Raw genomic sequence first — 14,252 nt, 5'->3', positions numbered from 1 at the left:
GAAGCATGGACGGCAAAGGATGGAATACCTGGGGTGAGGGCGCAGCTTTTGGCCTTCAGCACGGGATGGCCGTCATTCCTTATGCACTCTTAAAATATTACCGGAAGCTGAATCTCAGCGGCGAAGAAGCCATGCTGCTCATCCACCTGCTGTCTTTCCGGCAGGTGGAGGGCATTGAGTTCCCGTCGCTGGAGGATCTGCAAACTGTGACCGGCCGGAGCATATCCGCAATTGCCGGAGAGCTGCAGAAGCTGATGAAGGAAGGCTTTATCAGCATTGACGGAACAAATGACGAGTTGAGAGATTTTCATTATGAGCAGTACAACTTTACCGGACTGTTCAATAAGCTGGGGGTTGTCCTGGCTGAAGCCGCACAAGAGGCTGCTAGCGGCAAGCCTGCCGGTACTAATCATTCCGGGTATGCTGGATCAAGGATTGGCGTAAACTCAGCTGGAGCTGCGGCTGTAGAGTCTGAGAGCCGCAATCTGTTCAGCATCTTCGAAAAGGAATTCGGCCGTCCCCTGTCCCCGATGGAATGCGAGACGATCTCCGGCTGGGTTGATCAGGACCGGTATCCGGAGGAGCTTATCCTGCTGGCACTGAAAGAATCCGTCTTTGCCGGCAAGGTTCATTTCCGTTATATCGACCGAATCCTGCTGGAGTGGTCACGTAACCGGGTGAAGAACGCCCAGGACGTTAAGAACTATAACCAGAAATTCCGGGGCGGCGGAAGATGATGGTTATTATGCAAAGCCTGCTGGCTTGGGAAACCAAGCTGGCAGGCTTTTTTGTTTTTTGTAAGCACCCGCCACATTTTTTGTAAGCAGTATGCCAGAATTGTGTAGCTCCTCCTACAGAATTGTGTAAGCAGAATGGTGCAAGTACCATCTGTTTTTTTAAAGCGCAGGACAAGTAAGAAAGACAAGCTTGCGGGGAAAAGGGGGAGAAGGTAAAATTTAACTATTGCAGAATGGAACGGATGTTCAGGTTATGCTGACTGCGGCTTACTATTTTTCGTTACTGATATGGAGGGACTAATTATGCGGATAAAAGGTATAGCTATCACATTGGCTGCTGTAGCTGTTGTACTCGGCATTACCGCAATTGTCGCAGTTATAATGGGAGACTCAGAAGACGGTGCGGGGCAGGCTGCCGTAAATTCTGCCGTAGAACAAACTGAACCAATCCGTAATCCGGCAACAACGCCGCCAGCGGAGAGCAATATCGCAACTGGTGAAATAGACACAACTGATGGTCAGAATCTATCCGTTAGGCTGTCGGCTGGAATGGGCACAAACTTTGCAGTTATGAACAAAAAACAAGGTGATGTTCTGGTTATGAAAGTAGAATCAGACGAGGGAAATAAGCTTGAAATCGGCATTTTGTCCGTATCAAGCGATGAAGTGTACAGTGAAGTGATTCCCGGTGGTACAGGGGAAATCACAATTACGGTGCCGGAGGACGGGGATTACCGGGTGTATATCAAAAATCATGCTGCACAAGAGGCTCATTTCCGTCTGATTCTGGATGAAGCGCTCACAGGTCCGCTTGTCTAACTTGACACTAATAGAGGGCCCGCATACAAGAACTCCCCCGCCAGTCATCCTTGAGGATGCTGACGGGGGAGTTGCTGGTTAGGCGGTGGCTAGGATGCTGCTCCTGCCGTTTAGATGTACTTTGTGCAATTAAAACAGCTGTTTTCTAGCATATCCGCCTTTTAAGTGTAGTTTATACAGCTATAATTCCGGAATGGAGTGGTTTAAGCTAAATTAGGCTGTTTTAGTTGTATGGAGTGCAGTTATATGACACAAAAGCGGAAAATCTCTACTTTTAGTTGTACAAAATACACTTATGCTCAAAGAACTGCAACGTCCCGCGGGCGGGCTGATAAATATATGCCGGGTATAAAGTGTTGCGCGGTCTACATCACAGCCGAATGATAATGTTCCGGCAAGATGGACTGTCAAAAGCCTACTGGTTCTTAAACAGCTCTTTTTCCACTGCGGCACCCATCTCGCGGGAGCGTTCGGCACAGCGGTTTACTGCAGAAATAACGGTCTCGAAGAAATCACCCTTTTCGAGCGCTTCAATCGCCGCCTGGGTGGAGCCGTTGGGTGAAGTGACCTTTTTGCGCAGCGCAGCCGGGTCCTCGCCGGTCTGCTGTACCATGCGGGCAGCTCCGAGTACGCTCTGCACAGTCAGCTCCGAGCTCTGCTCAGGTGTCAGGCCGCCGCGGATGCCTGCAGCCGTCATTGCTTCCATCATGTAATAGATGTAAGCAGGCCCGCTGCCGGAGATTCCGGTGAGAATTTCCATCCGTTCTTCCTCAATAACGGACGTGATGCCCACTGATTCAAATATATTCAGCCCCAGACGGCGGCCGGCCTCATCGACCTCCTTGGAGAAGGCGATGCCGGTTGCACCAAGCCCGATCGTGCTGGAGGTGTTCGGCATGGTGCGTACAACCGGCTGTTGTGTGCCGAGCAGCCCCTGAATCGTGCGGATTGTAATTCCGGCAATCACAGAGACGATAATCTGTCCCGGGGACAGCAGCGGGGCAAGGCCGCGCAGTGCTTCAGCAGCATCCTTCGGTTTCATTGCCAGGACGATGACCTGGGCCTGCTTAAGGATTTCTGTTTTTTGCTGCGGATCGTTGCTGGCCTGTACGCCGTAACGGCTGCGCAGCTCGGCGAGCCGCTCGCTGCTGCTGCGGTTGAGCATAGTGATGCTGTCTGATGCAATAACGCTGCGGGCAATCATGCCCCGTACGATGGCCTCAGCCATCGAGCCTGCACCGTAAAAGACAATGCGCTCCTTAATAAGCGGAGCAGAAGGTTGCTGACACATGTATGAGTCCCCCTAAAAGTTTTGTGAGCTTAACCTCACTGAATGATCTGCGTACAAAACTCACTTCGTAAGCATAGACCTAAGTTTTGTGAGCTTAACCTCACTGAAGGTTATCCCCGGATTTGGCCGGTCCCGTAAATTTTGTATTTGCAGGAAGTAAGCGCAGGCAGGCCCATCGGTCCGCGCGCATGCAGCTTTTGGGTGCTGATGCCGATCTCGGCGCCAAAGCCGAATTCAAAGCCGTCAGTGAACCGGGTTGAGGCGTTATGGTATACAGCTGCGGCATCCACCTCCTGCATGAACCGGACAGCGTGCTCTGCATTTTCGGTAACAATACATTCTGAATGCTTGGTGCTGTACTCCGCAATGTGACCCAATGCTTCATCCAGTCCGCTGACAATCCGGATGTTAAGAATATAGTCATTATATTCGGTTGCGTAATCCGCTGCAGTGACCGGTACCGCCCATGGAACTAGAGCTAACGTTTCCTGACAGCCGCGCAGCTCAACCTTCGCCTTGCGGAAGGCTTCAGCAAGCGCAGGCAGATGCTCAGCGGCGTATTCACGGTGAATGAGCAGAGTTTCCATAGAGTTGCAGACGGACGGACGCTGGGCTTTGGCATTGAGGCTGATACGCTCGGCCATTTCCGGCTGACATCCAGCATCCAGATAAGTATGGCATATGCCTGCCCCCGTTTCAATTACAGGCACAGTGGCATTCATTACAACATTCTGGATCAGCGAGCTGCCCCCGCGCGGAATGATTACATCCAGCAGGCCGTTAAGCTTGAGCATCTCGTCAACGGAAGAACGGTTCGGATCCTCGATCAGCTGGAGGGCGCCGGGAGGCAGGGACGTTTTCGCCAGAGCAGTATGCAGCACTTCAACAATCCGCCGGTTTGAGGAGAGGGCAGAAGAGCCCCCGCGTAAAACTACGGCATTGCCTGTCTTCAGGCAAAGACCGGCAGCATCTACCGTTACATTCGGGCGGGCTTCATAGATAATGCCTATTACGCCGAGCGGTACACGGATTTTTTCGATCGAAAGGCCGTTCGGACGCTCAAAGGTCTCAAGTGTATCTCCGACCGGATCAGGCAGAACAGCAATTTGCTGCAGGCCTTCTGCAATGGCATCGATCCGGCTGATATCCAGTGCCAGGCGGTCGAGCATAGACTCCGGAGTTCCGGCTTGACGACCGCGCTCCAGATCCTCCGCGTTAGCAGCAATAATGGACTGTGCCTCCTGCCGCAGTGCGTCGGCCATGACAAGCAGCGCCTCATTTTTCTGGCCGGTGGTTAGTCCTGCCAGTACTCCCGTAGTTTCTTTAGCCCGGGATGCCTTGTTTACAACTTCACTCATAACGTTCCCTCCTGGATAGTGGTCTATGTTAAATAATCTTCTCAATTCGGATGACAGCTCTATGAGTCTGCTGTTAGCTCTCTTAACGCAGCGTTATCCATTCATCCCGGTGTATAACCTCAAGCCGATGAACTTCACCGAGCTTTGGAACAATCTCCCGGCTGGGCAAGCCCTGAATACTGCGGAGCTGGGTATCATCATAGTTGACAATGCCCCGGCCCAACAGGGTTGCATCCGGTCCAAGAACCTCAACAACATCCCCCGAGTGGAAGCTGCCTTCAATCCGTCTAACGCCAACCGGCAGCAGGCTATGCCCGCCGTGCAGCAGGGCCTCTACCGCTCCGTCATCCACATACAGGGAGCCGAGCGGTGTTGACATAAATCCTAACCATTGCTTTTTGACCGGCAGGGAGGAAAGGGTAGTATCAAAATAAGTTCCTCTGCCGTCTCCGGCCGCGGCCAGGGCCAGATCGCCTGGTTCGGATGCCCGTCCGATGAACACCGGCACGCCTCCCCGGGTGGCGATTTTGGCAGCGTCAATTTTGGAGCGCATTCCGCCTGTGCCGACACTGGAGCCGGCTCCGCCCGCATAAGCATAGATTTCAGGTGTGATCTCCTGCACCCGGCTGAAGCGGATTGCATCAGGGGTCTTGCGCGGATCTCCGCTGTACAGTCCGTCCATGTCGGTGAGCAGCAGCAGGTGCGAGGCCTTGAGCAGATTGGCGACGAGCGCCGACAGGGTATCATTATCCCCGAATTTGAGCTCATCCACTGATACGGTGTCATTTTCATTAAAAATAGGGATTGCACCCTGTCTGAGCAGTTCCTCTACCGTCATCATGGCATTGTTCATCGCCCGGCGGCTGCAGAAATCTGTGCGGGTCAGCAGGATCTGTGCGGTCGGCAGACCATGCTGTGCAAAAGCCTCCTGGTATGCCTGCATCAGCATCACCTGTCCGACCGCGGCTGCAGCCTGCTTCTCATGCAGCAGCTTCGGCCGGGCTATATACCCAATGCCGCGGAATCCGGCAGCCACTGCCCCGGAGGTTACCAGCAGCACCTCACAGCCGGCCTGCCGCAGTGCGGCAAGCTCGGCGGCAAAGAACGCTACGGCTTCGCGGTTTAAGCCGCCCTCAGGTCCGGTCAGCGAGCTGCTGCCGATTTTGACTACAATACGTGTTGCCACTTTATCTTCACTTCCCCTTTAGAATTGAACATCTGAAAACGACAAAAAGCCCCCATCCTAAGACTTGCGCAAAGGACGAAAGCATGGTTAACTTCCGCGGTACCACCTTCATTGATGAGGGATCATCCGACTTCATTCTCGTAACGGGAGTATCCGTCCTGCAGGGGCAGGCCGCTCGGGGGTAGGCTTCAGAAATATCAACCGCGGTAAATTCTCTCAGCCTTCCGGAATTTACTCTCTGCTCACGGCTATAGCATTTCTTACTGGTCCCGTCTGCACGTTTCACTATTTGACAATTAGAATACCATGGCGGTGTGCGGTTTGCAAAGGGAGTTGTCAGGAATATTTTTATGCGTTGCAGCATTAGCGGAATATGATGTTTATCCCCGGGGGGATCGGGTAAAGTATTTATAATCTGTTACCAGGAGGTGCATCCACTTGAGTAAAGACAACAAATCCGCGCAGGAGCAGAGCGAAAATGCCAAAGAGGCGGCGGAATTTCAGAATCAGGCTATCCGGGATTTTGTGGAGGAACGCGCAGCTGACGTTAGAACCAAGGGACCGGTTGATGAGAGCACAGCCCGAATGCCGGATAACCAGAACAGGATGATTACTCAGCATAACCGGCAGATGTAGTGATGATGCAGGTGGAGCTTATACAATAATACCCGGATGATATGAGTTTGCCAAAAGAATATAAAGAGCACAAAAGGCTGCCGGACTTCCGCTGATAAGCGAAGGTCCGGCAGCCTTTCTTTGTGTCGGGCTTTGTTGAACGAACAGTTTTACGCTTCCGCCAGTCCGGCAACGGTGTTCTTGAACGTTTCAATAAACACCTCTGCAGCCTTGGATAAATAGCGGCCCCTGCGGTAGGCGATGACCAGCGTACGGCTCGGCACCGGCTCAGCCAAGGGCAGGTAGACGGGAACAAATTCACTGCGCGGTGCACGGGCGATGAAATGCGGCACCAGGGTAACGCCCATCCCGGTAGCAACCAGTGACTGAATTGTCTCCATATTGTTGCTCTGAAAGACGACCCGCGGCTCAAAGCCGGCTTTGCGGCAGAGCTCCATAGTCATTTTGCGGAAGCCCTGGCCTTCCTTGAGCACGATGAACGGCTCGTCCTTCAGCTCCTCAAGCGAGGTCCGTATCCCTTCCTTTTTGCGCAGGGCCAGCGGATGGTCCGGAGGAACAGCCAGATCGATCCGTTCCTCCCCGAGCACCTCATACGCCAGGGTCGGAATCTCCAGCGGAAGTGATAGCAGGCTTAAGTCTGTCTGGCCGCTGGCGGTCAGCTTTTCAAGATTCATTGAAGAATCCTCAAGCAATGAAATCTCAACCTCTGCATAGTTCTGTTTGAATACAGGCAGCACGTGGGGCAGAAGATGCGCGCCGGTAATCGGCATGCTGCCCACAACGACACGTCCGGTTCGCAGCTGTGAAATATCCGACATTTCCTGGCGCAGCAGCTCAACCGCACCCAGAATCACTTCTGCCTGCTCTACGAACCGTTCTCCGGCATGCGTAAGCTCTACGGAGCTGGTATTGCGCTGAAACAGCATTACGCCAAGCTCCTTCTCCAGCTTGGACAGCTGCTGGCTGAGCGAGGGCTGGGCCACGTGCAATTTCTCGGCAGCCCGCGAGAAGTTGCGTTCTGCCGCTATTTGCAGCGCGTATTGCAATTGTCTTAATTCCATAATGTACCCCTTGTATACTTATAATACTTATAAGTATAGCCTATAAGTGGTCTTTTTAATATAGAGAACCCCGTAGGGTCCTCTTATTTCATTTCGGCAAGTGCCTTATCCATCTGCGCTTCGTTCGCTTTGACAGAGTCACCGTCAACAGCATCAGCACCGCGGTAGGTATTCTTGGTATTTTGGTAGAAATCAAAAGCGAATTCCTTAATCGGCTCCCCGTCCGTATGCTTGCCCTCAACAACAACAGCCTTGAAGAGATTGGTCAGCATGTACTCCGCGTCCTCGATATGGGCCAGATAATTCCCGGCATTGTACTCTTCAACCACTTGCGATTCAAAGTCCGTCAGTTCTTCAGGAGAAGGAGAGTAGGACTTGGCCAAAACTTCCACAGCGTCAGCCTTTTGAGCAGGCTCTGTATCAGACTGGGCGATTTGCTTGATTGCAGATTCCCAGCTGACGGAGGGATTCCCGGCCGCCGGTTCTGCAGCAGAAGTGCCTGCAGGTGCCGTTTGCTGTGCTTGCTGCGTGGCAGCAGGATCTGCCTGGCCATCCGGCTGATTCCTTGCGGCAATCTGCCCGATGATACTGCCCAGCACAACTACAGCTACCCAGAACAGCCAGCTTTTATAAAATGGTTTCTTCATAAGTCTTCCTCCTGATCTGTCTAATAATAGGGTCTAACTGATTCTATCAGACTTGAGAGTGAATACAAAAACAGCCTCTAACCAGCTTAACCAGCCTAAGCTGCTTATAAGCACTGGCTATTAGTTTTATAGAAATCATATCTTGGAATTATAAACACGGCGGTGTTATATTTAGAGCATTCAAGAGAGACTCCACACTCTCTTCCAATGAACGATTCTACTAATGAGGTGAAATCATGAGCAACAAGACAATGTTTGAGAAAATCTGGGACAATCACGTTATTCATTCTGAGGAAGGCAAGCCAAGCATCATTTATATCGATCTGCATCTGGTGCACGAGGTTACTTCCCCGCAGGCTTTTGAAGGCCTCCGCCTGAGCGGCCGCAAGGTCCGCCGTCCGGAGCTTACCTTTGCAACGATGGACCACAACGTTCCGACGAAGGACCGTTTCAATATTAAGGACCCGATCTCCAAGCAGCAGATTGACACGCTGTCACAGAACTGCCGCGATTTCGGCGTCAGACTGTTTGACCTGAATGATATTGACCAGGGCGTCGTACACGTTATGGGGCCGGAAATCGGTCTGACCCACCCGGGTAAAACAATTGTCTGCGGAGACAGCCATACCTCGACACACGGCGCTTTCGGCGCTCTGGCCTTCGGTATCGGTACAAGTGAAGTTGAGCATGTGCTCGCTACCCAGTGTCTGCAGCAGTCCAAGGCCAAAACGATGGAAGTCCGCTTTACCGGCAGCCGCAATCCCGGCGTTACTGCGAAGGATATGATTCTCGGCGTTATTGCCAAATACGGCACTGATTTTGCAACCGGATATGTTATCGAGTACACCGGTGAAGCGATCCGTGAGCTGTCGATGGAAGAACGCATGACCGTCTGCAATATGTCGATTGAAGGCGGAGCGAGAGCAGGATTGATTGCTCCGGATGATACAACCTTTGAATATCTGCGCGGACGTGAATATGTACCCCAAGGTGAAGCTTTTGACTCTGCCGTTGCTGCATGGAGAGCACTGGTGAGTGATGAAGGTGCGCAATATGATACAGTTGTTGAGTTTGATGTAGAAACACTGATCCCGCAGGTAACCTGGGGCACAAGCCCGGGTATGGGTACGGACATCAGCTCCAGCGTGCCTAATCCGGCGGATTTCACTACCGAAAATGAACGCAAGGCTGCTGAAAAGGCGCTTGAATATATGGATCTGGCACCCGGCACCCCGATGTCCGAAATCGGCATTGACTATGTCTTTATCGGCTCCTGCACCAACGGCCGGATCGAGGATCTGCGGGCTGCTGCACAGGTAGCCAAAGGCCACAAGGTATCTGACAAAGTTACTGCAATTGTAGTTCCAGGCTCCGGACGCGTCAAAATGCAGGCGGAGAAGGAAGGTCTCGACAAGGTGTTTACCGAAGCGGGCTTTGAATGGCGTGAAGCAGGCTGCAGTATGTGCCTGGCGATGAACCCTGACGTTCTCCAGCCCGGACAGCGCTGTGCCTCAACCTCCAACCGTAACTTTGAAGGCCGCCAGGGACGCGGAGGACGTACGCACCTTGTATCCCCGGCAATGGCCGCTGCCGCTGCCATCAAAGGCCGGTTTACTGATGTACGTGACTGGAACTACAAGACGGAAGCCGTCAACGCATAGAAACTTTGAGAGAGAGCGGGAGGAAATAACAATATGGAAGCTTTCAAAAAAATAAACGGAATCGTTGCCCCGGTTGACCGGGTAAATGTAGATACGGATGCTATTATTCCAAAGCAGTTCCTGAAGCGGATTGAACGGACCGGCTTCGGCCAGTTCCTCTTCTACGAATGGCGTTTTGATGAAGAAGGCAACGACAATCCTGCCTTTGAAATGAATAAGCCGCGTTATGAGGGAGCCTCCGTGCTGATCTCCCGTGCCAACTTCGGCTGCGGCTCCTCCCGGGAGCATGCGCCATGGGCGATTATGGATTACGGCTTCAGAGTGGTTATTGCACCGTCTTATGCCGACATTTTCTATAATAACTGCTTCAAGAACGGCATTCTGCCGATTAAGCTGTCGGAAGCCCAGGTGGATGAGCTCTTTAACCGCACAGCAGAGCACGAAGGCTATAAGCTGAATGTGGATCTGGAAGCTAACACGCTGAGCGATGATTACGGGCTGAGCATCAGCTTCGAGCTGGATGAGCACCGCCGCCAGTTCCTGCTGCAGGGTCTGGACGATATCGGTCTTACCCTCAAGCATGCAGATGAGATTGCAGCCTATGAAGAGCGTCATGCTGCGAAGCTGTTCGCCAGATAAAGACAAGAGTAACCTTAAACTTTACAAATTTTACACAAAACTTCTATTTCCGTGTACCGGAGATAGAAGTTTTTTTGCTATAATCGATATATTCATTGCCTTTGCAGGCAACTTTTGGGGATTTCTGTCGTCTAATCATTATCTGTGTTTTTAGTAGTAACTATTATTTGCCAAAAGGGAGAGTAAGGGATGAGAAAAGCCGGACAACGGGTGTTATTACTATTGCTGCTGCCGCTGCTTCTGCTGTCCTTCGCCGGCCGGGAAGCTGCCGCAGCCGGAAGCGGAGCCGGCAGGATCATTATGGACAATCAGGAGCTGTCGCTGCCCCAGGGAATCAGACTTGAAAATGTAAATGGAAGCGTTATGATACCCATCCGGGTCGTCGTAGAGAATCTGGGCTTCGAGGTGCTGTGGGAGCAGACCACGAAGAAGGTGACTGTACAGCAGGACGGAAAGACCGTTCAGCTGGCGGTCGGCAGCAAGACCGCAGAGGCTGACGGCGTAACGCTGATGCTTAATGCGGCCCCCAAGCAGAACGGGGGAACGGTGCTCGTTCCGATCCGCTTCGTCAGCGAGCAATTCGGCCTGAAGGTCGGCTGGGATAACAGCGACAAGACCGTCTATCTGAGCGGCGGACAAGCCGGCGGTACTATGCCGTCCGCAGATCCGCTCCCGGCGGCGACCCCATCCCCGCAGCCTGTGGCAACGGCAACACCTCAGCCAGCAGCAGTACCGTCAGCTACACCTGTCCAGACAGCGGTAACAGGCCAGGATGATGACATTGCTGCAGGTCCGGCCTCAACACCAATTCCCGGCAGTGCCGGGAATGTAGCGGTTACTCCGCAGGTATTGGGAGCCGTGTTCAGCGAGAACCGGCTCATTGTTGCGGCAGCTGGAGGCGCCAAGCCTGCGGTGTCAAGGCTCAGCAGCCCTGACAGAATTATTGTTGATTTTGCAGGTGCATCGTTTGCTTCGGATTTCGTAGGCAGTCTGCCGGGTGTTGCACCAAACGGTACGCCGCAGGGCAAGCTTGAGGTCACCGGGTATCCGCTGGTTACTGAAGTAAGATATGCGCTGTTCAGTACAAGCCCCTCTACCGTCCGGTTTGTGATCCAGACGGTTGGCAACCAGCCTTATCAGCTCAGTACAGACGAGAGTACGGGGCTTGTGACCATTGATCTAAACGCAGTTAATAACGGAAGCGCTCCTGCTGCCGGTACGGGAGGCTCAGGCAAGCCTGTGGTGGTACTGGATGCCGGACACGGCGGCAAGCAGCCGGGGGCTGTCAGTCCAAACGGCAAGCTGGAGAAGGATGTGAACTTTGCCGTTGCCGGCAAAGTAGGTGCACTGCTCGCACAGGACGGTAAAGTAGAGGTTGTATATACACGGACTACTGACCTCACACTTGGACTAGCGGACAGAGTGAAGATTGCCGAGGCAGCCAAGGCTAATCTGTTCATATCCATTCACGGAAATTCTCTTGATGTAACCTATCCTAACCGGGATAAGATTAACGGAAGTGAAACCTATTATTCGCGCACGGAGAGTCTGCCGCTGGCCCAGGTTCTGCATAAGCATCTGGTAGCAGGCACCGGCTTTAAGGATAACGGAGTCCGCAGCAAAAGTCTCCATGTTACCCGTGAGACGAGCATGCCGGCAGTACTGCTGGAGATCGGCTATCTGACTAATCCCGGAAATGAAGCTGCCATGTTCACTGAAACACTGCAAAATAATCTGGCAAATGAGCTTGTTGCCGGAATCTATGAATATCTCGGGCTGTAAAGGGAGCTTTGCTTAGCATTTTGGGAGGAAAAAGGACGTAATCTGGAATTAATTCGCAACTTTTAAGCTGCAGGGGCGTCTAACCAATGTCGAAGGTTGTCAGTGGCATGGTCATCATGAACGCCATTATCTGGCGGAATACTAGATTCTTAGAGGTGAAGGATGAAGAAATTTGCTTTTACGCTGTTGCTGATGCTCTTTGTACTGGTGTTGCCGGAGCATGGACAGGCTGCTGCCGCCAACAACAAGATTTTTCTCGACGGGAAGGAACTGACGGCAGGTCAGAGCGCTCCAGTCGAGAATGTGGGCGGTTCCGTAATGGTGCCGCTGAGAATGATCTCGGAGAACCTCGGCTACAAGGTGGACTGGGATCAGCCCAGCAAGACGGTCACGATTGCACAGCAGCTGACAACGGTCAAGCTGGTTGTAGACCAGACTGCAGCTTCTGTAGACGACAAGACTGTAATTCTCACCAACGCGCCCATCAACCGTAACGGAACCACTCTGGTGCCAATCCGGTTCATCAGTGAGCAGTTCGGGCTGACTGTAAGCTGGGACAACACACAGAAGATTGTAACCCTTATTACCCCGGAAACCGGCGGAAGTAACACCGGCTCTGGGAGTGGGTCCGCTGACGGCGGCTCAACCGTAGTCGTTCCTCCGGCTGAGCCTGCGAAGGACCTGACAATGGTGAACGGAATCAGCTTCAATGAAAACCGGCTGACCATTGCCATGGAGGGAAATGCGGTACCAAAGGTATCCAAGGTGAGCGGACCGGACCGGATTGTGATTGATCTGGAGAATGCGACCTTCTCCGATCTGTTCGGATCCGGGCAGGTGCTTGATCCGAACCTTAACGGCAGCCTTGCAGTAACAGGCTACCCGGATGTTACTGCAGTGCGTTATTCGCTGTACAGTACCAGCCCTTATACAGTGCGCTTTGTGATTGATACGACCAGCTCCAAGAATTATTCTGTTGAGGTTTCAGGCGATACCTCAAGGCTGGTGGTGGTAGATCTGAATGCAGTCACCACGGACAATCCGTCAACCCAGCCGGGCAACAACGGGCGTAAGCTGGTTGTGCTGGACGCCGGTCACGGAGCCAAGGATTCAGGTGCTGTAGGCGTTACCGGCAAATATGAGAAAAATTTCAATCTGGCAATTGTGCTTAAAACGGCTGAGCTGCTCAAAAAGGAAAATAACGTCGATGTTGTACTAACCCGCAGCGATGATACCTTCCTTGAGCTTAAGGACCGTGCGGCGATCGCCAATAACCTGAATGCGGATCTGTTTATCTCCGTGCACGCGAACAGCAGCAGCTCTTCGGCGGCAAGCGGCACAGAAACGTATTACCAGCGGGAGTCCAGCAAGGCGCTTGCCAACGTAATGCAGAAGTATCTTGTGCAGTCCACAGGACTCAGCAACCGTGGCGTGCGGTATGGTAATTTCCACGTCATCCGTGAAACAAAGATGCCGGCAGTTCTTCTTGAAGCAGGCTATCTGAGCAATAAAGGCGATGAGTCAGTGCTCTTTAAGGATGATGTACAGAACAAGATAGCAGAGGGAATTGTCAGCGGAATTAAGGAATATCTCGGATTGAAATAGCAGCTAAGCGGCAGATACGGGCCGCAAAGCCTTGTCCGGCCTGAAGTGGCGGGCAGACAGGCTTTGCTGTCCTGTCTGCCCCTATTCATCTAAAGGGGGTAATGATGTTGAACAAAAAATTAATGTATACAGCCGTTTCGGCTGTACTTCTGATGGTTATTGCCGGCTGCGGAGATAAACCGACTGCAGCACCACCGGCTGCTGAGGCTGCGCCGAGCAGTACTGCAGCTGTAAGCGGAGCTGAAGGAACCCCGGGTAACGGAGCGGACGGTGCAGAGGAAGCCGTTACACCATCAGCTGCACCACAGGCAGATCCAAGTCCTACTCCGTCTGCAACCGCTGAACCGGCTAAGCCGCAGGAGCAGAGCCAGAGCATTGAGGTGTATTTTACCGATCCGCAGCAGCTGGACCTGACCCCTGCGGCCGTTACGATCAGCTTCGGCAATGAGACTGAGAAGTACACAGAAAGCTTCAAGGCGCTGCAAACCAGCAGCAAAGCGGAGCAGGTAACTCTCTGGGGCGGCATTGAGCTCAAATCGCTTGAGTTCAAAGACGGGCAGATTACACTGGATATTCATAAGCCGGATGAAGCTCAGCTGGGCGCCGGCGGCGAAGCAATGGCTATCAGCTCCCTGGCGAAGACCTTCTTCCAGTTCACTGAAGTGAGCTCCATCGAGCTTCTCGTTGACGGTGAGCAGGTGGAGAGCCTGATGGGGCATGTGGATCTGGAGCATCCGATAACCAGAGAGAACAGCGGGCTATAAGGCTTGTAAGCAGGAATGAAGGCAAGAGCTGGCGAATCACTAACTGAATAATATTTGGGAAATAGA

Annotated in this window: 13 protein-coding genes; 8 read left to right on the top strand and 5 right to left on the bottom strand. The window is 52.7% G+C overall.

Going from position 1 to position 14,252, the window contains the following annotated elements; all coding sequences use genetic code 11:
* The first annotated feature begins 5 nt into the window (after positions 1 to 5).
* Together R70723_RS20315 and R70723_RS20310 are read left to right on the top strand one after the other, a co-directional pair.
* Positions 6 to 737, top strand: a complete 732-nt coding sequence (locus tag R70723_RS20315; RefSeq protein WP_039874847.1) for a DnaD domain protein — start codon at positions 6 to 8, stop codon at positions 735 to 737.
* A 303-nt stretch (positions 738 to 1,040) separates the two neighbouring features.
* Entirely contained in the window at positions 1,041 to 1,556 is a 516-nt protein-coding gene (locus R70723_RS20310; RefSeq protein WP_039874844.1) for a hypothetical protein, read from the top strand.
* 415 nt (positions 1,557 to 1,971) lie between these two features.
* On the opposite strand, the gene proC is transcribed toward R70723_RS20310, so the two are convergent.
* The 3 genes from proC to proB all read right to left on the bottom strand — a co-directional run bounded on the left by proC (position 1,972) and on the right by proB (position 5,391).
* Positions 1,972 to 2,847: a pyrroline-5-carboxylate reductase gene (gene proC, locus R70723_RS20305; RefSeq protein ID WP_039874840.1), complete on the bottom strand. Its 876-nt coding sequence runs from the start codon at positions 2,845 to 2,847 to the stop codon at positions 1,972 to 1,974.
* A gap of 110 nt (positions 2,848 to 2,957) precedes the next feature.
* The gene (locus R70723_RS20300) at positions 2,958 to 4,205 is read right to left on the bottom strand and encodes a glutamate-5-semialdehyde dehydrogenase (protein WP_039874839.1); all 1,248 of its coding nucleotides are present in this window, start codon (positions 4,203 to 4,205) and stop codon (positions 2,958 to 2,960) included.
* 82 nt (positions 4,206 to 4,287) lie between these two features.
* Entirely contained in the window at positions 4,288 to 5,391 is a 1,104-nt protein-coding gene (proB, locus tag R70723_RS20295; RefSeq protein WP_039874837.1) for a glutamate 5-kinase, read from the bottom strand.
* Between the two features lie 438 nt (positions 5,392 to 5,829).
* Here proB and R70723_RS20290 point away from each other — a divergent pair, with 438 nt between their 5' ends.
* Positions 5,830 to 6,027, top strand: coding sequence for a hypothetical protein (locus R70723_RS20290; RefSeq protein WP_039874836.1), 198 nt, complete (start codon positions 5,830 to 5,832; stop codon positions 6,025 to 6,027).
* Positions 6,028 to 6,176: 149 nt separating this feature from the next.
* On the opposite strand, the gene R70723_RS20285 is transcribed toward R70723_RS20290, so the two are convergent.
* Positions 6,177 to 7,088, bottom strand: a complete 912-nt coding sequence (locus tag R70723_RS20285) for a LysR family transcriptional regulator (RefSeq protein WP_039874834.1) — start codon at positions 7,086 to 7,088, stop codon at positions 6,177 to 6,179.
* A gap of 83 nt (positions 7,089 to 7,171) precedes the next feature.
* The gene (locus R70723_RS32225; RefSeq protein WP_052421402.1) at positions 7,172 to 7,735 is read right to left on the bottom strand and encodes a hypothetical protein; all 564 of its coding nucleotides are present in this window, start codon (positions 7,733 to 7,735) and stop codon (positions 7,172 to 7,174) included.
* Positions 7,736 to 7,971: 236 nt separating this feature from the next.
* On the opposite strand from R70723_RS32225, the gene leuC reads away from it, so the two are divergent.
* The 5 genes from leuC to R70723_RS20255 all read left to right on the top strand — a co-directional run bounded on the left by leuC (position 7,972) and on the right by R70723_RS20255 (position 14,186).
* Complete coding sequence (leuC, locus tag R70723_RS20275; protein WP_039874832.1) at positions 7,972 to 9,396, top strand: 3-isopropylmalate dehydratase large subunit; 1,425 nt, start codon at positions 7,972 to 7,974, stop codon at positions 9,394 to 9,396.
* Between the two features lie 33 nt (positions 9,397 to 9,429).
* Complete coding sequence (gene leuD / locus R70723_RS20270) at positions 9,430 to 10,035, top strand: 3-isopropylmalate dehydratase small subunit (RefSeq protein ID WP_039874830.1); 606 nt, start codon at positions 9,430 to 9,432, stop codon at positions 10,033 to 10,035.
* A gap of 189 nt (positions 10,036 to 10,224) precedes the next feature.
* Positions 10,225 to 11,817, top strand: coding sequence for an N-acetylmuramoyl-L-alanine amidase family protein (locus tag R70723_RS20265; RefSeq protein WP_039874827.1), 1,593 nt, complete (start codon positions 10,225 to 10,227; stop codon positions 11,815 to 11,817).
* A gap of 162 nt (positions 11,818 to 11,979) precedes the next feature.
* Positions 11,980 to 13,422, top strand: coding sequence for an N-acetylmuramoyl-L-alanine amidase family protein (locus tag R70723_RS20260; protein WP_039874825.1), 1,443 nt, complete (start codon positions 11,980 to 11,982; stop codon positions 13,420 to 13,422).
* A 101-nt stretch (positions 13,423 to 13,523) separates the two neighbouring features.
* Positions 13,524 to 14,186 carry a GerMN domain-containing protein gene (locus R70723_RS20255; protein WP_231574756.1) on the top strand — a complete coding sequence of 221 codons (663 nt, stop codon included), beginning with the start codon at positions 13,524 to 13,526 and terminating at the stop codon, positions 14,184 to 14,186.
* The last annotated feature ends 66 nt before the right edge of the window (positions 14,187 to 14,252 follow it).

The sequence above is a fragment of the Paenibacillus sp. FSL R7-0273 genome, from assembly GCF_000758625.1.
GTDB lineage: Bacteria > Bacillota > Bacilli > Paenibacillales > Paenibacillaceae > Paenibacillus_AQ.
This window is presented reverse-complemented; position numbering and strand designations above follow the sequence as displayed.

Coding starts and splice junctions, on each gene's coding strand:
- R70723_RS20315 (WP_039874847.1), top strand. CDS start 6: ATGGACGGCAAAGGATGGAATACCTGGGGTGAGGGCGCAGCTTTTGGC.
- R70723_RS20310 (WP_039874844.1), top strand. CDS start 1,041: ATGCGGATAAAAGGTATAGCTATCACATTGGCTGCTGTAGCTGTTGTA.
- proC (WP_039874840.1), bottom strand. CDS start 2,847: ATGTGTCAGCAACCTTCTGCTCCGCTTATTAAGGAGCGCATTGTCTTT.
- R70723_RS20300 (WP_039874839.1), bottom strand. CDS start 4,205: ATGAGTGAAGTTGTAAACAAGGCATCCCGGGCTAAAGAAACTACGGGA.
- R70723_RS20285 (WP_039874834.1), bottom strand. CDS start 7,088: ATGGAATTAAGACAATTGCAATACGCGCTGCAAATAGCGGCAGAACGC.
- R70723_RS32225 (WP_052421402.1), bottom strand. CDS start 7,735: ATGAAGAAACCATTTTATAAAAGCTGGCTGTTCTGGGTAGCTGTAGTT.
- leuC (WP_039874832.1), top strand. CDS start 7,972: ATGAGCAACAAGACAATGTTTGAGAAAATCTGGGACAATCACGTTATT.
- leuD (WP_039874830.1), top strand. CDS start 9,430: ATGGAAGCTTTCAAAAAAATAAACGGAATCGTTGCCCCGGTTGACCGG.
- R70723_RS20265 (WP_039874827.1), top strand. CDS start 10,225: ATGAGAAAAGCCGGACAACGGGTGTTATTACTATTGCTGCTGCCGCTG.
- R70723_RS20260 (WP_039874825.1), top strand. CDS start 11,980: ATGAAGAAATTTGCTTTTACGCTGTTGCTGATGCTCTTTGTACTGGTG.
- R70723_RS20255 (WP_231574756.1), top strand. CDS start 13,524: ATGATGTTGAACAAAAAATTAATGTATACAGCCGTTTCGGCTGTACTT.